Below are 21,209 nucleotides of genomic sequence, written 5' to 3' on the forward strand. Positions count from 1 at the left end.
CGCCGGGGCGGGTTGGACCCGCATCCACGAAAAGCGAGGGATAGCCCCATGCATGCCCACGAGATGATCTCGACGCATCCACACGTCCGCGGAAGCACGAACGACGCCCTGATCCGCTGCATCGAGGAATGCTACGACTGCGCCCAGGTCTGCACGAGCTGCGCGGACGCCTGCCTGGGCGAGGAGATGGTCGCCGAGCTGACCCAGTGCATCCGCCTGAACATGGACTGCGCCGACATCTGCGCCGCCACCGGCAAGGTGGCGACGCGCCGGACCGGTTCGAACGAGGCGCTGATCGTGTCGATGCTGCAGACCTGCGAACAGGCCTGCCGGATGTGCGCCGAGGAATGCGAGAAGCACGCCGAGCGCCACGAACACTGCCGGATCTGCGCCGAGGCCTGTCGCCGGTGCGAAGCGGCCTGCCGCGAGGCCGCCGGGTCGATCACGCCCAGTCGGCACTAGGCTTGCGCGTGGGGCGCGGCGCAGGAGAGGTTCGGGCGACAGTCCGGAGACCTGAATGCCCCGTCCCGCCCGCAGACACCTGCTGACCCTGACCGCCGCGGCCCTGGCCGGCCCGGCTGGCGCGGCGACCTGCCCCCCGGTGGACGCCGCGAGGGAAGCCGCAGCCATCCGGAAGGTGATCGCCGATATGGAGGCCGCGTGGAACCGCGGCGACTTCCAGGGCTACATGGCGGGCTTCCTGAACCCCGGCGTCGTCTTCGTCTCCCGCGGGAAGTTCCAGGACGGCTGGCAGGGCACGCTGGACCACTACGTCCGCGACTACGGCGGCGCGCCGGGCTCGCAGGGCGAGCTCCACTTCCACGACATCCGGGTCGAGATGCTGGCCCCGGACGCGGCCCAGCTGATCAGCCGCTACAAGCTGAGCGGGGGCCGCCGCGCTCAGGAGGGGATCAACACCCGGCTGATGCGCAAGGTGGACGGACGCTGGGTGATCGCCCTGAACCACGTCTCGTCGATCGAGGCCGCCTAGCGCAGCTTCCGCACGAGCACCGTGATGCGCTCGCGCTCACCGGGCCTGCGCTCCACCAGCAGGCGGGCGACCTGGGCGTCGTCGTGGAAGGCGTAGCCCTTGATGGCGTCGAGGATGGCCTTGGCCAGGTTGTCGAGGTCCAGCCAGGGCGGGTCGCCCACGTACTCCATGCCGATCTCCACCGAAAACTCGCCCCAGGCGGGGCGGGAGCCGCGCCAGGCCTTGCGGAAGAACTCGTAGATCAGCGGCTTGTAGTACTTGGCCTGGGTGGTCAGGCCGTCGACCGTGACCTCGAGCAGGCCGTCGGCTTCGCGGGCGCGCACCTTGCCGTGCTGGGTCCACCCTTGCGGGGTCTGGGCGTCGGTCATTCCCCTCAAACTACCGTTCGGGCGCCTTGCAGTCTCGCGCCGTCTCGCTAAACCGGCGCGGCCAGTTCCATTGGAGATCCGCCGTGAGCGCCACCCGCACCGAGACCGACACCTTCGGCCCGATCGAAGTCGCCGCCGACCGGTACTGGGGCGCGCAGACGCAGCGCTCGCTCGGCAACTTCAAGATCGGCTGGGAGAAGCAGCCCAAGCCGGTGATTCGCGCCCTTGGCGTCGTGAAGCGCGCGGCGGCCGAGGCCAACATGGAGCTCGGCAAGCTCGACCCGCAGATCGGCGCCGCCATCGTGGCCGCCGCCCAGGAGGTGATCGACGGCAAGCTGGACGACCACTTCCCCCTTGTGGTGTGGCAAACGGGCTCGGGCACCCAGTCGAACATGAACGCCAACGAGGTGATCTCGAACCGGGCGATCGAGATGATGGGCGGCGTGATGGGCTCGAAGACGCCCGTCCACCCCAACGATCACGTCAACATGAGCCAGTCGTCGAACGACACCTACCCGACGGCCATGCACATCGCCGCGGCGGAAGAGGTGGCGCGTTCGGTGATGCCGGCGCTGGAGCACCTGCACGCGGCGCTGAAGACCAAGTCGGACGCGTTCGGCCACATCATCAAGATCGGCCGCACCCACACCCAGGACGCGACGCCTCTGACCCTGGGCCAGGAGTTCGGCGGCTATGCGCACCAGGTCGCCATGTCGGTGCGGCGGATCAAGGAGACCCTCTACGGCCTCTACGAGCTCGCCCAAGGCGGGACCGCCGTCGGCACTGGCCTGAACGCGCCGGTGGGTTTCGCTGAACTGGTGGCCGAGAAGATCGCCAACATCACCCGGCTGCCCTTCGTGACTGCGCCGAACAAGTTCGAGGCCCTGGCGGCGCACGACGCCATGGTGTTCAGCCACGGCGCTCTGACCGCCGCGGCTGGCGCGCTCTTCAAGATCGCCAACGACCTGCGCTTCCTGGGCTCGGGTCCGCGCGCCGGCCTCGGCGAACTGGCGCTTCCCGAGAACGAGCCGGGCTCCTCCATCATGCCGGGCAAGGTGAACCCGACCCAGGCAGAGGCGCTGACCATGGTCTGCGCCCACATCATGGGCAACCAGACGGCCATGGCCTTCGCCGGCAGCCAGGGCCATTTCGAGCTGAACGTCTTCAACCCTGTGATGGCCTACAACTTCCTGCAGTCCTGCCGGCTGCTGTCGGACGCGGCGATCTCGTTCACCGACAACATGGTGGCGGGCACGGAGGCTCGCGAAGACAACATCAGGCAGAACCTCGAGCGGTCGCTGATGCTGGTCACCGCTCTGAACGGCAAGCTCGGCTACGACAACTGCGCCAAGATCGCCAAGGCGGCGCACAAGAACGGCACCACGCTCCGCGAGGAGGCCGTGGGCGGCGGCTACCTGACGAACGAGGAGTTCGACGAGTGGGTGCGGCCGGAGAAGATGATCAGCCCGGGCTGATCCGCCGGTGAGGGACGAGGCCCTGGCGAAGACGCGACGGCCCCTGCTCCTGGGGGTGCTGGTCGCGTTCGCCCTGGCCAGCGCCTACGTCTGGAGCCTCGCGCGCCTGCAGCCCGCCGGCGTCGACTTCGCGCCGCTCTGGACGGGCGCTCGCGTGGCGCTCTCCGATCCGGCGAGGCTCTACGATTTTCGGTACGTCACCGAGCTGCAGGGCTGGCCGCTCGGGCCGGACAAGCTTCGGCCCTTCGCCTATCCGCCCACGCTGGCCCTGATCCTGGCGCCTTTCGCGGGGCTGCCGTTCCTGGCGGCCTACGGCCTCTGGATGGCCGCGAGCGGCGCCCTCTTCCTCGCGGCGGGACTGAAAGCGCGGGCGCCCTGGTGGTTCGTGGTCTTCGCGCCCGTCTCCCTGGTGGTCTATGCCGGGCAGGTGACCTTCCTGGTCGGCGCGCTGATGCTGTTCGCCCTGGCGCTGAGGAACCGCCCCTGGCTGGCCGGCGTGTTGTGGGGCCTGGCGGCCTGCGTGAAGCCGCAGATGCTGGTGTTCGCGCCGCTGGGTCTCCTGGCCGAGGGCCGCTGGCGGAGCCTGGCGGGGGCCGCCGCCGCAGGTCTGCTGACGATGGCGCTCTCGGCGGCGGCGTTCGGCGTGCAGCCGTGGTTCGAATGGGTGGGCTCGCTCGGCCGCTTCCACGACCTGGTGTTCAGCGACCCGGAGCTGGCCGGGGATGCGGCCACGCCCTACGGCGTGCTCGTGCTCTGGGGTCTGCCGGGCTGGCCGGCTTACCTGCTCGTTCCTGTCATGGCCGTGCTGGTGTGGATCGTCTTCCGCCGAACTCAGGACGTGACCGCCCGCCTGGCCGCCGTGGCGGGCGCGGCGATGCTCTCAGGGCCCTACGCCCTGGCCTATGATCGGGCGGTGATCGCGCCGGCCGTGGCCGCAGGCCTGATCGGCACGTTGAACGACCGCCGCTGGCTGCTCAGCGTCGCCTGCGCGGCGCTGTACGCGCTGATCGCGCCGCTCGGCTTCCTGGGCGTCCTGGGCGGAATGGCCATGCCCTGGCTGGCGGCGCGCGCCGGGCGCGATCACTCGGCGGCGTAGACCACCGGGTGATGGTGGGCCCACAGATGGGCCCGATAGCTCTCGAAGCACTGCTCGCCCAGCACCAGGCGCATCACCGCGCCCTCGGCGATGTAGCGCGCGCAGGCCGGGTTCTCGCTGACCAGCGGGATCAGCGCCTCGGCGTTCCAGGCCTTGGAGTGCTCGACGTCGAGCTGGGCATGGAGCTGGAAGTACTTGCGGCCGGCGGGCTCGACGCCCAGGCGCTTCAGGCCTTCCGAGACCAGGCCCACGCGCGTCGGCGCCGTCAGCTCCACCGCGCCCAGCGCGCCCACGGACTGGTAGACATAGCGCCGCGTGGTGGCGAACGCGGTCATGGTGTTGGCGAGCGCCAGCGCCTGCCAGCAGGTGCCTTCGATCGACGGCTTCAGGCCTAGGAGCTGGATGGTGCGGTCCAGCATGGGGCCGTGCATGCCGCCCTCGTTGCCGCGGCCCATCTCGTCCCAGTAGTTGCGGGCGAGCTCCAGCTTGGGCCGCACGGGCAGCTTCACCTGGGTGTAGGCCACGAGGTCGTCGAAGCCGGCCTCGCCCGCCGCCTCCTGGGTCAGGAACCACTTCACCTGATCCATGCTGGCTTCGGACGCCAGCCAGTCGAACAGCGGATCGTACTGGCCGGGGCCGTTGTCCTTGAGCGCCTCGAACCAGGCGATGAAGCCCTCGGGGTCATCCGGCACGTCCTCCACGAGCGGCGCGATGTGCGCGCGGAAGGCCTCGATGAAGGTCCCTTCCAGGCGCAACATGCGGGTGTCGCGGTTCAGGTCCGCCAGCCAGTCGGACTTGGGCGTCTGCGGCGCCAGGCGCTCGCGGTTCCAGCGGGCGAGGCCGATGTGCAGGGCCTCGGCGTCGGGGAACTCGGGATTGAACGCGCCCAGCCGCGCCAGCCTCGTTCCAGGAAACATGCGCAAATAACCTCCGTCCCAGGGACGCAGGGGAGCGCTTGAGCGGCAGGCTGGTTCCAGTGTCGGGCGGCGGACTCTGGCCGGGATCAGGCCTTCCGGCGGACGGAGAAGTCGGCCAGATCCTCGAGCGCGGGACGCCAGCTGTTCGAGGGGAAATCGGCCAGCGCGGCCTTGGCCGTTTCGGCGTAGCGGGCGGCCAGGGCGAGGGTGTCGTCCAGCGCGCGGGTCTCGGCCATCAGGCCACGGACCCGCTCGAAATCGGCGTCGGTCTGCTCGCGCCGGTCGACGGTGCGGACCCAGAAGTCGCGCTCGGCCGCGCCCGTGCGGGCCATGGCGTAGAGCAGCGGCAGCGTGACCTTGCCCTCCCGGAAGTCGTCGCCGGCGTTCTTGCCCAGCGTCCCGGCATCGCCGGAATAGTCCAGCGCGTCGTCGACGAGCTGGAAGGCGAGCCCCAGGTCCTGGCCGAACTTGCGGAGCGCCCGGCAGCGCTCGGGCGAGGCGCCGGCCGAGATGGCGCCGGCCTCGGCGGCGGCGGCGAACAGCTCGGCGGTCTTGGCGCCGATGATCTCGATATAGACCTCCTGGGTAAGGTCGAGGTCGTGGCTGCGGGTGAGCTGCAGCACCTCGCCCTCGGAGATGACGCGACTGGCGCGGGCCAGCACTTCCAGCGCCGGCATCGAGCCCGCGCCCACCATCAGCTCGAAGGCCCGGGCGAACAGGAAGTCGCCGACGAGCACGCTGGACGGCGCCCCCCAGATCAGGTGGGCGGCGACGCGGCCGCGGCGCAGCTCGGAGCTGTCCACCACGTCGTCGTGCAGCAGGGTGGCGGTGTGGATGAACTCCACGGCGGCGGCGAGCTTGAGGCAGGCGTCGTCCTGGGCGCCGGCGAGGCGGGCCGCGCCCACTGTCAGCAGGGGCCGAAGCCGCTTGGCGGAGCCGGCGATCAGGTGGTCGGCCAGCGCCGGGATCACCGGCACCGGGCTGTCCATGTGGGCGCGGATCAGGGCGTCGACCGCCGCCATGTCGGGCCCGGCCAGCTCCAGCAGCGCATCGATGGAGGGCGTGGGTCGGGCGATGGCCTGGGCGGCTTCCAAGACGACGAATTCCTTAGCGGCGAAGGCGTACGGGCCCCGGCCGTGCGCCGTTTGCCGGGACAATGGTGACGCGGTAGGTCACGGTCAAGCGACCCACACGCGTAGGTCACGCCTTCTAGCAAGGGCCGGGTATGGACGCCACGACCGAAGACCGCCTGCTGGACGGCCGCGTGCGCCTCCTGCAGCCGGCGCGCGGCTACCGGGCGGGCCTCGACGCGGCCCTGCTGGCGGCGGCGTGCGACGCGGCTCCCGGCCAGCGGGTGATCGAGGCCGGCTGCGGCGCCGGCGGCGCCCTGCTGGCGGCGGCGGTGCGGCGGCCGGAGGCGCGCTTCGTGGGCGTCGAGCGCGACGAGACCGCCCGCGTGCTGGCGGAGCAGAACGTGGCGCTGAACGGGCTGTCGGAGCGCGTCGAGATCCTGGCCGGCGACGTGAACGTCCCCTTCTCCAGGCTGGGGCTCGAACCCTTCGACGCGGTGATCGCCAACCCGCCGTTCTTCGACGATCCCGCGGCCCTGCGCGCGCCCGCGCCGGAGAAGACCAACGCCTGGATGGCCGAGGGGGGTCTCGCCGCCTGGACGCCGTTCCTGACCAAGGCCGTGCGCGAGGGCGGGACCATCACTGTCATCCACCGCGCCGACCGCCTCGCCGACCTGCTGGACCTGCTCAGCGCCAAGGCCGGCTCGTTCCAGATCCGGCCCGTTCACCCATATGCCGACGAGCCGGCCAAGCGGGTGCTGGTGCGGGCGGTAAAGACCGGCAAGGCGCCGCTGAAGCTGCTGCCGCCCCTGGTGCTGCACGACCGCGGCGGGGCCAAGCACACGGCCGAGGCGGAGGCGGTGCTTCGGGGCGAGGCGGGGCTGCGGTGGGCGTGAATAGCAGGCACGTGCTTGCCGCCTTCACCTGGGGCGGAACTCCCAACGAATACTTCACGAAAACGTTGGCCGGGCGCGGCGCGAACGCCATTCGCTGAACTTGGGAATCACGGCTCATTCGCGGGTTGCGGGAACAGCCTCGCAGCCGGAACTACCCCTGAGGCAGCAACCTCACCCCTGAACTGCGCGAAAGGCAGAGTTCGCAGCCGAGCCTTCGCATCATCCAGGTCGCGAGCTGTCACCTCAAGGGCCCATTCCGCCCCCTCGTGCCGGTACTCGAAGAGAAACCGGCCTTGTGCATCAGCAGAGGAATCGGAACGATGCATTACTATGTCTATCTCGACGTCCAGCGCCAGTGGCGTTGGACCCTCTATGCCGCGAACAATCGCAAGATCGCCAACTCCGGCGAGGGCTATAACAACAAGCAAGACTGTGTTGCTGCCATCAACCTCGTGGCTAACACGGGTGCTGGCAACGGCACGCCGATCAAGTACGCGGCGTAACGGTTAACTACGCATTAGCGGCCTTTGGGGCGCGGGCTTCGTTCGCGCCCCTTTTCATTAGATTTCATCAGAGTCGATTAGGCAGACGCTACCGGCTCAGTAGCGCAGCCTGCGCCGGCTCAACACTTCCACCATCTGAGGCTATCGTGGTCCCAACGAGCATTATCAACCACGCTCTGATAGGGCGGATCTGTGCCGAATGGTCCGCCTTGGAGTTGAACCTCGCGATCATCATTTGGCGTCTACTTAACTTGCCCGATGCTGACACAGGCAGGATCGTGACTGGCGGGCTTGATATGCTCCCGCGCTTCAATATGGCGATAGCCCTAGCACGCCACCTTAAGGCCCCTCACGAGGCCACAGCCGCGCTGGTCGCGGCAAGAAAGGCAATACAAGACGGCTTAGACGTTCAACGTAATCGGGCTGTGCATGGAATCCAGTATCTCGAAGAAGACGGCAAATATACGATCGAGACTCACCGTGGAAAAGGCGCAGGCGTCACCACCGAGGCTTCCCCTGAGCACTTCGAGCAAGTCGCGAGCGATATCATGCGCGTTCGCCGAACTCTACAGCGCGGCTTTCGCGAGGCGGGATTGGACTGGCTACCACATCGGCCATAGCAGAAGCAGCGGGCACCGTTAGGCAGAGGCTGCCGCTCGCTACCACCCCTAACCGATCCCCAGCTGCGCCTTGTAGGCGTCGTGGACGACGTCGTGCCACTCGGGGTGCTTCTTGATGTAGCCGGCCATGAAGGTGCAGGTGGGGATGACCTTCAGGCCGTGCTCGCGGGCGTAGCCGAGGGCGGTCCTGGCCAGCGCCGAGCCGACGCCCTTCCCTTCGAAGCTCTCGGGCACGACCGTGTGCGGCAGGATGATGCCGTGGTCGACGAGGCGGTACTCGGCGAAGGCGGTTTCGCCGTCGAGCTTCACCTGGAACTGCTGTTCGGCCTCGTTCATCACGACGTTCAGGGCTTCGGACACGGGCGCACTCCTTCGCTTCAGCCGTCTTCTTGACGCGAAGCAGGCCGCCCGCCAAGGTCCGCCTCACCGACGGCCACGCAAACTGAGAGGAGGATGCTCGTGTCGCCCATTGTCCACGCAGCCCTTCGCTGCGTCGCCGTGACGGCTGCGTGAGTGCAGCTCCGGACACCCTGATCAGGATGGGTCCCCACGGTCGACGCCTCATCGGCAATCGACTTCAAGGACATTCCCAGTGCTAGACCAATACGGCTGGAGCGAACGGCTCCAGCACGACTTCGCGCCCTATGCGGCGCAGGGGCTGAAGGCCGGACGCGTCGTCGTCCAGCAACGCGGCGGCTATCGCCTGATCACCGAAGACGGCGAGGCCGACGCCAAGGCCGCCAGCCGGCTGATGCGGTCCCAGGCCGAGATGGCGCGGCCCGTCGCCGGCGATTGGGTGGCGTTCGAACCCCGGAAGCCGCCCGAGCCGCTGTTCGTGCAGCACGTGCTGCCGAGGGCCACCGCCTTCGTGCGCAAGGCGGCCGGCCGCGGCCTCCATGCCCAGGTGGTGGCGGCCAATGTGGACGTCGCCTTCCTCGTCACCTCGCTGAACTCGGACCTCAACCTGCGCCGCTTGGAGCGGTACCTGGCGACCACCTACGAGAGCGGCGCCCAGCCGGTGATCGTTCTGACCAAGGCGGACCTGGCGCCGGATGTGGCGGCCTTCGTGGCGCAGGTGCGGACCATCGCCGGCGATGCGCCCGTGCTGCCGATCGCCGCCAAGCGCGGCGAGGGGCTGGAGGCCGTGGCCGCCTACCTCGAACCCGGCCGGACCGCGGTGCTGCTGGGGATGTCCGGGGCGGGCAAGTCGACCCTGCTCAACGCGCTGGCCGGCAGCGAGCGCATGTCCACCGGCGAGATCCGCGAGGGCGACGAGCGCGGCCGGCACACGACCACGCACCGCGAACTCGTGCTGCTGCCGTCCGGCGGCCTGATCCTGGACACGCCGGGCATGCGCGAACTGGGGCTTTGGGAGGCCGACAGCGGCGTCTCGCAGGCGTTCGAGGACGTCGAAGCGCTGGTGACCGAGTGCCGCTTCTCGGACTGCAGCCATGGGTCCGAACCGGGCTGCGCGGTGCGGGCGGCGCTGGAAAGCGGCGACCTCGATCCCGACCGCTGGGCCAGTTTCCAGAAGCTGCAGGCCGAGCTCGCCTTCGAGCACCGCCGCGAGGACCCGCGCGCGGCCCAGGAGAACAAGAAGCTGTGGGCCGGCCGGCAGAAGCAGATGCGCGCCTGGGTGAAGCAGAAGCGCAAGGGGCCGGACGACTGAGTCCCGGCTTGCGCTGAATTATACCCGGATATAAATAGCCGCGTCCGCCGCGATCCCGTCGGCGGAGGCGGGGATTCCGACTGTGCAGATCGAAGAAGGACATGTGGCCGTCGTCACCGGCGCGGCCAGCGGCGTCGGCCTGGCGCTGGCGAAGGGGCTGGCGCGGCGGGGCGTCTTCCTCTGCCTGCTGGACGTCGAGGGCGAGGCGCTGGAGGCGGCGGCCGAGAGCCTGCGGGCTGACGGCGCGACGGCTCTGACCCACGTCGTCGACGTCAGCGACGCGGCCCAGATGAGCCGCGCGGCGGCGGCCGTGACCGGGCGGTTCGGCACGCCCGACCTGCTGGTCAACAACGCCGGCGTCGGCGGCCTCTTGGGGCCGATCTGGACGGCGCCGGCCGAGGACTGGGCCTGGGTGCTGGGCGTCAACCTGATGGGCGTGGCCAACGGCGTCCGCGCCTTCGCGCCCGACATGCTGCGACGGGGCTCAGGCCATGTGCTGAACATCGCCTCTCTGGCCGGGCTGACCTCGCCGCCGTTCCTGGCGCCCTACGCGACCTCGAAGCATGCGGTGGTGGCCCTGAGCGAGAGCCTGGCGGCCGAGCTCGCCGCCGTGGGCTCGGGCGTGAAGGTGTCGGTCGCCTGCCCCGGCAACGTCGTCTCGCGGATCCACGCCGCCGACCGCAGCCGGCCCGCGGCGTACCGGACGGCGGAGGGCGCGGACCCGGCGCTGCTGGCGCTGATCCGGCCGGTGTTCGACGAGGTCATGCAGCGGGGGATGCAGGACGCCGACGCGGCCGCCGAACGCATCCTGGCCGGCGTGGCGCGCGACGACTTCTACATCCTGACCCACCCGGGCGAGCTGGACGCGGCGCGGCAGCGGCTCGCGGAGCTGGAGGGGGCCTTCGCCGCGGCGTGAAGGGGCCTCCTCGCCCCCGACGCGCAGCGCGAGGGGAGAGGATCGAGGTGAGGGGGGCGGCTCGGACGAGCGGGCGCGTATGTCGGCTGGTCGAGGATCACGGAGCGGCGGCGGTCCAGCCTGCGCCTCCCCTCACCCTACCCTCTCCCCTCGCCCTTCGGGTCGGGGGAGAGGGGACGCGAAAAAGGCCCCGGATCGCTCCGGGGCCTTCGGTCTTCAGGGCTGGCGCGCGGTCAGTTGCGCTCGACGTCGACCAGCTTGTTCTTGGTGATCCAGGGCATCATGGCGCGCAGGCGCTGGCCGACTTCCTCGATCTGGTGCTCGGCGCCACGGCGGCGGGTCGCCTTGAAGGACGGCGCGCCGACCGCGTTCTCCTGCATGAAGTCGCGGACGAACTTGCCCGACTGGATGTCCTCCAGCACGCGCTTCATCTCGGCCTTGGTTTCGGGCGTCACGATGCGCGGGCCGGTCACGTACTCGCCATACTCGGCCGTGTTGGAGATCGAGTAGTTCATGTTGGCGATGCCGCCTTCGTAGATCAGGTCCACGATCAGCTTCACCTCGTGCAGGCACTCGAAATAGGCCATCTCGGGAGCGTAGCCCGCCTCGACCAGGGTCTCGAAACCCGCGCGGATCAGCTCCACGAGGCCGCCGCAGAGCACGGCCTGTTCGCCGAAGAGGTCGGTCTCGCACTCTTCGCGGAAGTTGGTCTCGATGACGCCCGAGCGGCCGCCGCCGATGGCCGAGGCGTAGGCCAGGCCGAAGTCCATGGCGCCGCCGGTGGCGTCGTGGTGGACCGCGATCAGGCACGGCACGCCGCCGCCCTTCTGGTACTCGCCGCGCACGGTGTGGCCGGGGCCCTTGGGCGCCACCATCAGCACGTCGACCGTCTTCTTCGGCTCGATGAGACCGAAGTGGACGTTGAGGCCGTGGGCGAACAGCAGGGCCGCGCCGTCGCGGATGTTCGGGGCGATCTCGTCGCGGTAGATCTGCGCCTGCAACTCGTCGGGCGCGAGGATCATGATGGCGTCGGCCCAGGCGGCGGCCTCGGCCACCGTCATCACCTTCAGGCCGTCGGCCTCGACCTTCTTGGCGGTGGACGAGCCCGGGCGAAGCGCCACGGCCACGTTCTTCACGCCGGAGTCGGTAAGGTTCAGCGCATGCGCACGGCCTTGCGAGCCATAGCCTACGATGGCGATCTTCTTGTCCAGAATGCGGGACAGGTCGGCGTCGCGATCGTAGTAGACGCGCATGTTTGTTTCTCCTGATACGACAAATCGGCTGCGCCTGCGCAACGGCAGTGCAGCAAAGCCGGGGCTGTGAAGCGGTTTTTTGCGCGGCGGTCAAGGGAACCCGCCCATGGCCGTGGCGGGAAAGACGTCGCGCCCGTCGCGCGTCCCATTCACACGCCGGCGCGAACCGTGGCAACGCTTCGGCGATGATCGAGGTCACGTCCGCCATCCAGCTCCCGGAAGAGGAGGTGCAGCTCCGCGCCGTGCGCGCCTCGGGGCCGGGCGGGCAGCACGTGAACAAGGTCTCGACGGCCATCGAGCTGCGCTTCGACGTGCGCGGCTCGCCCTCGCTGCCCGAGCGGGTGCGGGCCAGGCTGTATGAGCTTGCCGGCAACCGCCTGACCATGGACGGCGTCCTGGTGCTGGTCGCCCAGGAACACCGCTCCCAGGAGCTGAACCGCCAGGCCGCTATCGAGCGCCTCGTCGAGCTGGTGCAGGAAGCGGCCCGGCCGCCGCCGCCGCCGCGCAAGAAGACCAAGCCCACCAAGGCTTCGAAGGAACGCCGCCTGAAGGCGAAGTCGCAGCGGTCGAGTGTGAAGGCCGGCCGCGGCAAGGTGCGGTTCGACTAACGCTGCTCTTGCGTCTCCGCTGGCAAGGTTTCGCCGCATTGGACTATATGCTGGCTCCGCAATGACACGCTTCAGCCTGTACTCCGCGCCCGCGATCCTGGGCGGCCTGGCCGCGCTCGCCGTCTCCGCCTGCGCGCCGACCCTCGGCCCGCCCCCGCCTGGCCGGCCGATGCGCCCCGGACCGCCGCCCGGCGGCCCGGCCAGCTTCTCGGCCGCGGACTTCGCCTGGTCGCAGGCCCCGGGCCGGGCCGGCATCCAGGGCGCGCTGGCCTATCGCAACGGCGGCGGCGCCTACACCTGCGCCGGCTCGGGCGTGGTGCTGACGCCGGAGACGCCCTGGTCGCGGCGGCGGATGGCGGCGCTCTACGGCTCCACCGAACGCGCCGCCCTGCCGGCCGAGGAAGTGCGCAAGCGGACCCCGTCGGCGCCGGCCGGCGACGCGGGGCCGTATGTGAAGCGGACTACGTGCGACGCGAACAGCCGGTTCTCGTTCCAGGGCCTGCCGAACGGCTCCTGGTATGCGATCACCATCGCCAGGCCTGCCGCCCAGCCGCAGGGGGCGACCATCGCCCTGATGCGCCGGGTGGCGACCCGCAACGGCCGCGTGACCCAGCTGACCTTCTAGCCTCCGGAACAAGCGGGGCTTTCGGAACCCGTCCGGCGCACAGGGTCTTTAGCCGCCCCGAGGGATGCGCCGAACGGAGTTCGTTGAAGATGCGCAAGTGGCTTACCGCTGCGCTGGCCGGCGCGACGGTCGCCGGCGGCGCCGCCGTCGCGGGCCAGGCCCTGGCCCAGCGGTACTATTACCCGCCGGCCCCGTCCTACAGCCCCTACTACGACGGTTACTACCGGGCGCCCGCCTACCAGCAGCCCTACGGCTATGGGAACGGCTACTACGACAACCGCTACTACGGCGGCTCGGGCTCGGCGGGCCTGCTGGGCTCGGTCCTGGGCTCGGTGCTGGGGCTCAGCTATCCGCAGAGCTTCTATTCGGGCGTGCCCGTGGACCGCTACGGCCCCGACCCGAACGGCATGATCGGCCCCGACGGCCGGCGGATCAAATGCAAGCTGCGCCGCAGCTACGACAGCTATTACGGCGGCTACACGACCCGCCGGGAGTGCTGGAGCCGGTAGCAGAGAAACGCCCGCCGGACCACCCGGCGGGCGTTTTCCTTAGTGCACCTTGGCGCGGCCGATCTCGAGGCCTTCGCCGCCGGCGTGGACGTCGATGACCGCGCCGTCCTCAAGCTCGCCCGCCAGCAGCTTGCGGGCGATGGGATCGACCAGCTCCTTCTGGATCACGCGCTTCAGCGGGCGCGCGCCATAGACGGGGTCGTATCCCTTGTCGCCCAGCCAGTGCATGGCGGCGGGGTCGAGCGCGATCGACATCCGACGGTCGGCGAGCAGCTTCTCGACCCGCTGGAGCTGGATGCGGACGATGTTGTCCATCTCCGCCCGGCCGAGGCGCTTGAAGAGGATCACCTCGTCGATCCGGTTCAGGAACTCGGGCCGGAAGTGGCGGCGGACCACCTCCATCACACCCGGCCGGGCCTTCTCCACGTCGTCGCCGTCCTCGAGATTGGCCAGGAATTCCGAGCCGAGGTTCGAGGTCATGATGATCAGCGTGTTGCGGAAGTCGACCGTGCGGCCCTGGCCGTCGGTCAGCCGGCCGTCGTCCAGCACCTGCAGCAGCACGTTGAAAACGTCGGGGTGGGCCTTCTCGACCTCGTCGAACAGCACGACCTGGTAGGGCCGGCGCCGCACGCTTTCGGTCAGCGCCCCGCCCTCGTCGTAGCCGACGTAGCCCGGAGGCGCGCCGATCATCCGGCTGACCGAGTGCTTCTCCATGTACTCGCTCATGTCGAGGCGGGTCACGGCGGACTCGTCGTCGAACAGGAACTCGGCCAAGGCTTTCGTGAGCTCGGTCTTGCCGACCCCGGTGGGGCCCAGGAACAGGAACGAGCCGATCGGCCGGTTCGGGTCCTTCAGGCCCGCGCGGGCGCGGCGGACCGCGTCCGAGACGGCGACGAGCGCCTCCTCCTGGCCGACGACGCGACGGCGCAGGCCGTCTTCCATCTTCAGGAGCTTCTCGCGCTCCCCCTCGAGCATCTTCTCGACGGGCACGCCGGTCCAGCGCGAGACGACGGCGGCGATCTGCTCGGCGTCGACGACCTCGGGCGAGACGGTGTCCTGCTCGGCCTGGGTCTCAGCCTCCTCGAGCCGCTTCTCCAGGCCGGGGATCTCGCCGTAGGCGATCTCGGAGGCGCGCTGCAGGTCGCCGCGGCGCTGGGCGGCGACGAGCTCGGCGCGCAGCCGGTCGAGACCCTCGCGCAGCTGGGCCGCGGAGGAGACCTTCTCCTTCTCGGCGCGCCACTTGGCGGTCATCTCAGCGGATTCGGCCTCGAGTTCGCGCAGCTCCTCCTCCAGCTTCTCCAGCCGGGCCTTGGAGGCCGCGTCGGTCTCCTTCTGCAGCGCCTCGCGCTCGATCTTCAGCTGCACGACGCGCCGGTCGATCTCGTCCAGCTCCTCGGGCTTACTGTCCACGGCCATGCGCACGCGGCTGGCGGCCTCGTCGACGAGGTCGATCGCCTTGTCCGGCAGGAAGCGGTCGGTGATGTAGCGGTTCGAGAGCGTGGCCGCCGCGACGATGGCGCTGTCGGAGATGCGCACGCCGTGGTGCACCTCGTATTTTTCCTTCAGGCCGCGCAGGATCGAGACGGTGTCCTCGACCGTGGGCTCGCTGACGAAGACGGGCTGGAAGCGCCGCGCGAGCGCCGCGTCCTTCTCGACGTGCTTGCGGTACTCGTCGAGGGTGGTCGCGCCCACGCAGTGCAGCTCGCCGCGGGCCAGCGCGGGCTTGAGCAGGTTCGAGGCGTCCATCGCCCCGTCGCTCTTCCCGGCGCCTACCAAGGTGTGCATCTCGTCGATGAAGAGGACGATCGAGCCCTCAGCCTGGGTGACCTCGTTGAGCACGGCCTTCAGCCGCTCCTCGAACTCGCCGCGGTACTTCGCGCCGGCGATGAGCGCGCCCATGTCGAGGGCGTGGAGCTGCTTGTCCTTGAGGCTTTCCGGCACGTCGCCGTTGACGATGCGCAGGGCCAGGCCCTCGACGATGGCGGTCTTGCCGACGCCGGGCTCGCCGATCAGCACGGGGTTGTTCTTGGTCCGACGCGACAGGACCTGGATCGTCCGGCGGATCTCCTCGTCGCGCCCGATCACCGGGTCCAGCTTGCCGTCGCGGGCGGCCTGGGTCAGGTCGCGCGCGTAGCGCTTCAGCGCGTCGTAGCCTTCCTCGGCCGAGGCGCTATCGGCGGTGCGGCCCTTGCGGACGGCGTTGGCGGCGTCCTCCAGGCCCTTGGCGGTGGCGCCGGCCTTCTTGAGCACGTTCGCCGCCTCGCCGCCCTCCTTGGCGATGGCGATCAGCAGGCGTTCGGTGGTGACGAAGGCGTCGCCCGCCGCCTTGGCGCCGGCCTCGGCCTCAACGAAGACGCGGGCCGTCTCGGGCTTCATGTAGAGCTGGCCCGAGCCGCCCTCGACCTTCGGCAGCTTGCCGAGAAGCTCGTCGACGCTCTGGTCGGCGGCGTCGGGTCGGCCGCCGGCGCTCTGGATGAGGGCGCGCGACAGGCCGTCCTTCTCCTCCAGCAGGACCTTGAGGATGTGCTCGGGAGCGAGCTGCTGATGCCGGCGCGCAAGCGCCAGGCTCTGGGCCGACTGGATCGCCTGCTTGGCGCGGTCGGAATAGATGTCGATGTTCATGCGTCCCCTACTCAGGCGGAATTCAACGATCGCCTTTCACTGAAGCGCGATCGTCGAGACCTCGCATTTAGTGTGACATTACAGCCACACAAGGCATACCAGAGCCTGCACCGGACGAAATTGACGTGGGTCAGGTCCCGCCCTGGTCGCAACCAAAACCCGCCTCAACAATATAGCCGACGCCAGATTGCGCCGCCCCTCCCTTTCGCGCGGCGCTTGCGGAGTCGGATCCATGCCCAAGTCCCTGACGCTCGCGCTCGCGAGCACGGCCCTCATTTCCATCCCTGCCATCGCCAACGCGGGCGGCTTCTACCTTCAGGAGCAGTCGGTGCGCGGCGTCGGCCGCGCCTACTCCGGCGAGGTCGCCGACCAGGGCGTGGAGTCGCTGTGGTGGAACCCCGCCGCGATCGCCCGCTCGGGCCGCGAGGCCTATGTGGGCGCGCACGCGATCTTCATCGACGCCGAGGTCGAGAACGACGGCTCCACCATCACCTATCCCGGCGGCGTGACCGTGCCCGTCGGCGGCGAGGCCCGCGGCCTGAACCCGATCCAGGACGGCGTCGCGCCGAACTTCGCCATCGCCACCCCAGTGGGCGACCGCTTCGCCCTAGGGTTCTCGGTCGCCGCGCCCTACAACTTCGAGACGCGCTACCGTCGCAACTCCTGGGCCCGCTACGATGCGCTCACCTCGCGGCTGACGACGGCCGACCTGCAGCTCACCGGCGCGATGCGGGTGAACGACTGGCTGGACCTGGGCGCCAGCGTCAACGCCCAGTATGCCGACGCCAAGCTGCAGACCGCCTATCCGAACCTCTCGCCCCTGCTGCCCGACGGCGTCTCGCAGCTCGCCGGAGACGGCTGGGACATCGGCTGGACGGTGGGCGGCCAGGCGCATGTGGGCCGGCTGACGGTCGGCGCCAGCTATCGCTCGCAGATGAACCACGACCTGGACGGGCGGGTCTTCGTGGGGGGCCTGCTCGGTCCTCTCGCCGCGGCGAATGCAGATACCGCAGGCTCGGCCAGCTTCACGACTCCGTGGGCGGCGACGCTCGGCGTGCGCTACGCCCTGACCGACCGACTGACCCTGAACGCGCAGGTGCAGCGCCTGGGCTGGAGCAAGTTCGACGCGATCGAGGTGGAGACGCCCGCCGGGACCCAGAGCCTGGTTCAGAACTACGAGGACACCACCACCGGCGCGGTCGGCCTCGACTATGCCGTCAACCCGCGGCTCACCCTGCGGGCCGGCGTGCAGTACGACCCGACGCCCACGCCGGACGAGGAGCGCACGGCCCGGGTGCCGGACGGCGACCGCTGGCTCTTCGGCGCGGGCGCGACGGCCAAGCTGAGCGAGCGCATCTCGATGGACCTGGGCGCCGCCTACATCCACTTCGAGGACAGCCGGGTGAACCACGACACGACGTTCTACGCCGGCACCCCGGCGGCCACGACGACCCGCCTGCGCGGCGACGTCTCGGGCGCGGGCTACGTCATGTCGGTCGGCCTGAAGGCGACGTTCTAGCCGCCCTCAGTTCGGCGGGTTGTGCTTCTCGAGGAAGGCGACGGTCGCCTCCAGGGTCTGCAGCCGGGTGTCGCCGCGGCTTAGCCAGTGATCGGCGCCCGGCTGGATCACGAGCTCGTAGGGCTTGCCCGCGCGCTTGAGGGCGTCGGCCATGATCTGGCTCTGCACCGGAGGCACCACGGTATCGTCCTTGCCGTGGATCAGCAGGATCGGGATCTCGACCTTGTCGACGAAGGCGGCCGGCGATATCTCGCCCAGGACGGGATCGCGCAGGTCCTTCGCGCCCATGAACCGCATCCAGTAGCGCCGGGAGCGGATACCGTTGCGATCGCCGGACCAGTCGACCATGCGGCGCAGGTCGGACGGTCCGGCCACCGAGGCGGCGCAGCGATACACGCCGCGATCGTGGGTCGCCCCGGCCAGCGCCGCGTAGCCGCCGTAGCTCGCGCCCACGATGCACACCCGCTTGGCGTCGATCACGCCCTGCGCCGCCAGATGGCGGACGCCGTCCGAGAGGTCGGTCTGCATCTTGCGGCCCCACTGGCCGTAGCCGGCCTTCAGCAGGTCGCCGCCCAGGCCGTCGGAGCCGCGGAAGTTGACCTGCAGGACGGCGTAGCCGCGGGACGCCATGCCCTGGGCCCACCAGTCGAAGCCGGGGGTGTCGCGGGCGGCCGGCCCGCCGTGCGGGAACACCACCAGCGGGAGGTTCTTGGCGGCCCTGCCGCGCGGCAGGGTGAGGTAGCCGGTCAGCTCCAGCCCGTCGGCGGCCTTGTAGCGGATCGCCTGCTTGGGCGAGATGTCGGCTTCCTTCAGCTCGGTGAACTGCGCGCCGAGCCACGTGGCCTTCTTGGACGCCAGGTCGACCAGGGCGTAGGCCGGCCCCATTGTCGGCGAGTCGCAGAGGACGATGATCTTCTGGCGATCGTCGGACCAGGAGACGGGCTCGACGCGATCCTCCGGGAACGCCGCCTGCACGGCCTTCCAGACGCGCGCGTCCCTGGGATCGAAGAAGACGTAGCGATCCTCGTCGCCGACCAGGGCGTAGTGGCCGATCCACCGGCCGGTCACGGGATCGAAGATCGGCGATTGGTTGTCGGTCACCGGAACGCCCTCGCCCCAGACTCCGTCGGCCGCGCCGACCTCGGACCACTTGCCGTCGCGCCCGACCAGCAGACTGGAGCCGTCGCGGCCGAGGCCCATCAGGTAGGGCGCTTCCAGCTTGGCCTCGATGGCCTCGGTCTCGCGCCAGCCCACCTTGGCCTTGAGCTTGAGCGACCAGCGGCCATGTTGCTGATCGTAGATCTCCTGGGCGATCGGCGCGCCGTCCGGGCCCAGCAGCCAGTCGATGGTGTCCTCGTCGCCCTGCTCGACGAGCTGGCTCTGGGCGCGATCCAGATTGATCCGATAGACCGAGAGCCGGCCCCGGCCGTTGCCGAAGTAGATGCCCTCGATGAAGACCTGGGGCTTGCCCTCCACCAACCGGACCATTGGCGAGCCGTGGATGGTGTTCATCGACTCCGCCGCGTCCGACATCAAGCGTCGGACCTTCCCGGCCTTCAGGTCCATGTCGTGCGCCATCAACCACTCGCGCCGTCCGGCGCTGACTCCGGTGGCAATGGAGGTCACCGAGGCGACGACCAGCACGTGATCCTCGCCGGCGAACATGATGTCCCGCACCTTCTGGTCGCCGCCTTCGGCGACCATCAGGATCCTGCTGCTCTCAAGGTCCTTCACCGTGACGGTGCGCCGCTCGCCGTCGGTCACCACCACCGCGAGGCGTTTTCCGCTGGGCGAGAGCACCACCTGCTCGACGGTGGGAAGCTTGCCGTATGCCGACAACGGGGCGGCCGCGGCGGCGGACGAACAGACGAGAGCCACGAACAACGCGGCCACGATGCGTACGAACACCATCGACGAGCTTTCCCCCCAGAACGCTGCCATCGCAGATTGCAGCGAACGGGCGATGCGCGGCAAGCGCGGGCTAGTTGAGCTCGGTCTTTTTCGGCGGTTCGGGCGGCAGGGGCGCGACGGGGACGCCGTCCTCGACGAGGTCGCGGACCTCCTTGGGCGAGGCCTGGCCGTAGATGCCGCGCTGTTCGGAGCGTCCCTCGTGGATGGCGCGGGCCTCCTTGGCGAAGGCGTCGCCGACGTCGTCGAAGTTCTCCTCGACGTGGCGGCGGATGCGGCTCATGGCCTCCATCATCATCGCCTGGGGCGGGCCCGGAACCTCGTCCTGGGCGGTCTTGCGCACGCCGGCCAGCGCCGGCGCCATGATCTGCTTGCGCACCGACTTCGAGGCGCAGACCGGACATTCCAGCAGGCCGCGGGCGTGCTGGTCGTCGTAGTCGGCCGAGGAGCCGAACCAGCCTTCGAAGGCGTGTTCATGCTCGCAGGTCAGGGCGTATTTGATCATCGCGCCTAGATTTAGGGACCCGTGAAGGCCCGCGCATTGGCCAGCGCGGGGATCGCCGCGCGCGCCTTGGCGACGGCCGCGGGATCGAGGTCGGCGAGAAGCACGCCCGGCTCGTCGTGGTCAAGCCTGGCGATCACCTCGCCCCAGGGCCCGACGACGATGGAGCGGCCCCAGGTGCCGCGGCCGTCCTCGTGGAAGCCGCCCTGGGCCGGTGCGACGACGTAGCTGCCGGTCTCGATGGCCCGGGCGCGCATCAGCACCTCCCAGTGCGCCTCCCCGGTCGAGCGGGTGAAGGCCGCCGGGATCGCCAGAACCTCCGCGCCCGCCAGCGCCAGCGCGCGGTACAGCGCCGGAAAGCGCAGGTCGTAGCAGATGGAGTGGCCGAGCTGGAGGCCGTCCACCTCGCTGACCACCGCTCGGTCGCCGGGCTCGTAGGTCTCGGACTCCCGCGCCGTCTCCCCGCTGGGAAGGTCCACATCGAACATGTGCAGCTTGTCGTAGGTGGCGCGCACCTGGCCGTCCGGGCTGATCGACACCTGCCGGTTCGCAGCCTTGCCGTCGTCGCGCAGCACCAGCGCCGAACCGCAAAGAATCCAGACGCCGAGCTCCCGGGCTAGGTCGCGCAGGCCCAGGACCACGGGGTCCTGGTCGAGCGGCCGAAGCTGGGCGAACAGCCTGGCCTTGTCCTTCTGGAGGATGTTGGAGCCTTCGGGGGTGGCGATCAGCCGGGCGCCGCCGGCGGCGGCCTTCCGCACCAGCGGCGCGAGATGGGCGAACGCCGCGTCGAGCGTCGCGGGCGTCCGGGTCTGGATCAGGCCGACTTTCATCGGCCCCGGTATAGCTTAAGCCGCCTGCTGCAGCAGCGGGTCGAGCTTCCCGTCGCGTTCGAGCGCCATCATGTCGTCGCAACCGCCGATGTGGCGGTCGCCGATGAAGATCTGCGGGAAGGTCATGCGACCCGACCGCTGGACCATCTCGGCCTTCTTCTCGGGATCGAAGGCGGCCTCGATCTCGGTGAACTCGACGCCCTTCTGCTCGAGCAGGCTGACGGCCCGGATGCAGTAGGGACAGTAGGGCTTGGTGTAGATCGTGACGTTTGCCATTGCGCCTTAACGAGGGACCTGCCGCTGAAGCTTCAT

Annotated in this window: 23 protein-coding genes; 13 read left to right on the plus strand and 10 right to left on the minus strand. The window is 69.7% G+C overall.

What is annotated here, in order from left to right; translation table 11 throughout:
- Positions 1-48 precede the first annotated feature (48 nt).
- On the plus strand, positions 49-462 hold the full coding sequence (locus ACO2Q0_RS16565; protein WP_423352625.1) for a four-helix bundle copper-binding protein: 414 nt from the start codon (positions 49-51) through the stop codon (positions 460-462).
- A 55-nt stretch (positions 463-517) separates the two neighbouring features.
- Positions 518-991 carry a YybH family protein gene (locus tag ACO2Q0_RS16570; RefSeq protein ID WP_423352626.1) on the plus strand — a complete coding sequence of 158 codons (474 nt, stop codon included), beginning with the start codon at positions 518-520 and terminating at the stop codon, positions 989-991.
- On the opposite strand, the gene ACO2Q0_RS16575 is transcribed toward ACO2Q0_RS16570, so the two are convergent.
- Positions 988-1,359 (minus strand): RusA family crossover junction endodeoxyribonuclease, encoded by a 372-nt coding sequence (locus ACO2Q0_RS16575; RefSeq protein ID WP_423352627.1) that lies wholly within the window; start codon positions 1,357-1,359, stop codon positions 988-990. The two genes, ACO2Q0_RS16570 and ACO2Q0_RS16575, sit on opposite strands and share 4 nt — an antisense overlap.
- 83 nt (positions 1,360-1,442) lie before the next feature.
- Here ACO2Q0_RS16575 and fumC point away from each other — a divergent pair, with 83 nt between their 5' ends.
- Positions 1,443-2,834, plus strand: coding sequence for a class II fumarate hydratase (gene fumC / locus ACO2Q0_RS16580; RefSeq protein ID WP_423352628.1), 1,392 nt, complete (start codon positions 1,443-1,445; stop codon positions 2,832-2,834).
- 7 nt (positions 2,835-2,841) lie between these two features.
- The gene (locus ACO2Q0_RS16585) at positions 2,842-3,930 is read left to right on the plus strand and encodes a glycosyltransferase family 87 protein (RefSeq protein ID WP_423352629.1); all 1,089 of its coding nucleotides are present in this window, start codon (positions 2,842-2,844) and stop codon (positions 3,928-3,930) included.
- Here ACO2Q0_RS16585 and ACO2Q0_RS16590 read toward each other — a convergent pair.
- Positions 3,915-4,847: an iron-containing redox enzyme family protein gene (locus ACO2Q0_RS16590; protein WP_423352630.1), complete on the minus strand. Its 933-nt coding sequence runs from the start codon at positions 4,845-4,847 to the stop codon at positions 3,915-3,917. The genes ACO2Q0_RS16585 and ACO2Q0_RS16590 overlap by 16 nt on opposite strands.
- Positions 4,848-4,933: 86 nt before the next feature.
- Positions 4,934-5,902, minus strand: a complete 969-nt coding sequence (locus tag ACO2Q0_RS16595) for a polyprenyl synthetase family protein (protein ID WP_423352845.1) — start codon at positions 5,900-5,902, stop codon at positions 4,934-4,936.
- Between the two features lie 170 nt (positions 5,903-6,072).
- Here ACO2Q0_RS16595 and ACO2Q0_RS16600 point away from each other — a divergent pair, with 170 nt between their 5' ends.
- From ACO2Q0_RS16600 to ACO2Q0_RS16610, 3 genes are all read left to right on the plus strand, one after another.
- Positions 6,073-6,813 carry a methyltransferase gene (locus tag ACO2Q0_RS16600; protein WP_423352631.1) on the plus strand — a complete coding sequence of 247 codons (741 nt, stop codon included), beginning with the start codon at positions 6,073-6,075 and terminating at the stop codon, positions 6,811-6,813.
- Positions 6,814-7,133: 320 nt separating this feature from the next.
- Positions 7,134-7,316 (plus strand): YegP family protein, encoded by a 183-nt coding sequence (locus ACO2Q0_RS16605; RefSeq protein ID WP_423352632.1) that lies wholly within the window; start codon positions 7,134-7,136, stop codon positions 7,314-7,316.
- A gap of 215 nt (positions 7,317-7,531) precedes the next feature.
- Positions 7,532-7,936 carry a hypothetical protein gene (locus ACO2Q0_RS16610; RefSeq protein WP_423352633.1) on the plus strand — a complete coding sequence of 135 codons (405 nt, stop codon included), beginning with the start codon at positions 7,532-7,534 and terminating at the stop codon, positions 7,934-7,936.
- 48 nt (positions 7,937-7,984) lie between these two features.
- Here ACO2Q0_RS16610 and ACO2Q0_RS16615 read toward each other — a convergent pair whose 3' ends face one another.
- The gene (locus tag ACO2Q0_RS16615) at positions 7,985-8,296 is read right to left on the minus strand and encodes a GNAT family N-acetyltransferase (protein WP_423352634.1); all 312 of its coding nucleotides are present in this window, start codon (positions 8,294-8,296) and stop codon (positions 7,985-7,987) included.
- Between the two features lie 232 nt (positions 8,297-8,528).
- Here ACO2Q0_RS16615 and rsgA point away from each other — a divergent pair, with 232 nt between their 5' ends.
- Together rsgA and ACO2Q0_RS16625 are read left to right on the plus strand one after the other, a co-directional pair.
- Positions 8,529-9,605: a ribosome small subunit-dependent GTPase A gene (gene rsgA, locus ACO2Q0_RS16620; protein ID WP_423352635.1), complete on the plus strand. Its 1,077-nt coding sequence runs from the start codon at positions 8,529-8,531 to the stop codon at positions 9,603-9,605.
- A gap of 82 nt (positions 9,606-9,687) precedes the next feature.
- Positions 9,688-10,521 carry an SDR family NAD(P)-dependent oxidoreductase gene (locus ACO2Q0_RS16625; RefSeq protein ID WP_423352636.1) on the plus strand — a complete coding sequence of 278 codons (834 nt, stop codon included), beginning with the start codon at positions 9,688-9,690 and terminating at the stop codon, positions 10,519-10,521.
- A gap of 233 nt (positions 10,522-10,754) precedes the next feature.
- Here ACO2Q0_RS16625 and ilvC read toward each other — a convergent pair whose 3' ends face one another.
- Positions 10,755-11,774, minus strand: a complete 1,020-nt coding sequence (gene ilvC / locus ACO2Q0_RS16630; RefSeq protein WP_423352637.1) for a ketol-acid reductoisomerase — start codon at positions 11,772-11,774, stop codon at positions 10,755-10,757.
- Positions 11,775-11,959: 185 nt separating this feature from the next.
- On the opposite strand from ilvC, the gene arfB reads away from it, so the two are divergent.
- The 3 genes from arfB (at position 11,960) to ACO2Q0_RS16645 (ending at position 13,516) form a co-directional block, all read left to right on the plus strand.
- Positions 11,960-12,382, plus strand: coding sequence for an alternative ribosome rescue aminoacyl-tRNA hydrolase ArfB (gene arfB / locus ACO2Q0_RS16635; protein ID WP_423352638.1), 423 nt, complete (start codon positions 11,960-11,962; stop codon positions 12,380-12,382).
- 61 nt (positions 12,383-12,443) lie between these two features.
- The gene (locus tag ACO2Q0_RS16640; protein ID WP_423352639.1) at positions 12,444-13,007 is read left to right on the plus strand and encodes a hypothetical protein; all 564 of its coding nucleotides are present in this window, start codon (positions 12,444-12,446) and stop codon (positions 13,005-13,007) included.
- Positions 13,008-13,096: 89 nt separating this feature from the next.
- On the plus strand, positions 13,097-13,516 hold the full coding sequence (locus ACO2Q0_RS16645; RefSeq protein ID WP_423352640.1) for a hypothetical protein: 420 nt from the start codon (positions 13,097-13,099) through the stop codon (positions 13,514-13,516).
- A 39-nt stretch (positions 13,517-13,555) separates the two neighbouring features.
- Here the strand turns inward: ACO2Q0_RS16645 and clpB are convergent, their stop codons facing one another.
- The gene (gene clpB / locus ACO2Q0_RS16650; protein ID WP_423352641.1) at positions 13,556-16,138 is read right to left on the minus strand and encodes an ATP-dependent chaperone ClpB; all 2,583 of its coding nucleotides are present in this window, start codon (positions 16,136-16,138) and stop codon (positions 13,556-13,558) included.
- Positions 16,139-16,370: 232 nt separating this feature from the next.
- Between clpB and ACO2Q0_RS16655 the strand changes: the two genes are divergently transcribed.
- A complete protein-coding gene (locus ACO2Q0_RS16655; protein ID WP_423352642.1) occupies positions 16,371-17,657 on the plus strand; it encodes an OmpP1/FadL family transporter in 1,287 nt (428 codons plus the stop codon).
- 6 nt (positions 17,658-17,663) lie between these two features.
- Here the strand turns inward: ACO2Q0_RS16655 and ACO2Q0_RS16660 are convergent, their stop codons facing one another.
- Genes ACO2Q0_RS16660 through grxC form a run of 4 tightly spaced genes read right to left on the minus strand, consistent with a single transcriptional unit; the run spans position 17,664 to position 21,173 of the window.
- A complete protein-coding gene (locus ACO2Q0_RS16660) occupies positions 17,664-19,598 on the minus strand; it encodes an alpha/beta hydrolase family protein (protein WP_423352643.1) in 1,935 nt (644 codons plus the stop codon).
- A gap of 40 nt (positions 19,599-19,638) precedes the next feature.
- Positions 19,639-20,070 (minus strand): DUF1178 family protein, encoded by a 432-nt coding sequence (locus ACO2Q0_RS16665; RefSeq protein WP_423352644.1) that lies wholly within the window; start codon positions 20,068-20,070, stop codon positions 19,639-19,641.
- An 11-nt stretch (positions 20,071-20,081) separates the two neighbouring features.
- Complete coding sequence (locus ACO2Q0_RS16670) at positions 20,082-20,897, minus strand: carbon-nitrogen hydrolase family protein (protein ID WP_423352645.1); 816 nt, start codon at positions 20,895-20,897, stop codon at positions 20,082-20,084.
- Positions 20,898-20,912: 15 nt separating this feature from the next.
- The gene (gene grxC, locus ACO2Q0_RS16675) at positions 20,913-21,173 is read right to left on the minus strand and encodes a glutaredoxin 3 (protein ID WP_423352646.1); all 261 of its coding nucleotides are present in this window, start codon (positions 21,171-21,173) and stop codon (positions 20,913-20,915) included.
- Positions 21,174-21,209 lie beyond the last annotated feature (36 nt).

Source organism: Phenylobacterium sp. VNQ135 (assembly GCF_049445735.1).
GTDB lineage: Bacteria > Pseudomonadota > Alphaproteobacteria > Caulobacterales > Caulobacteraceae > Phenylobacterium.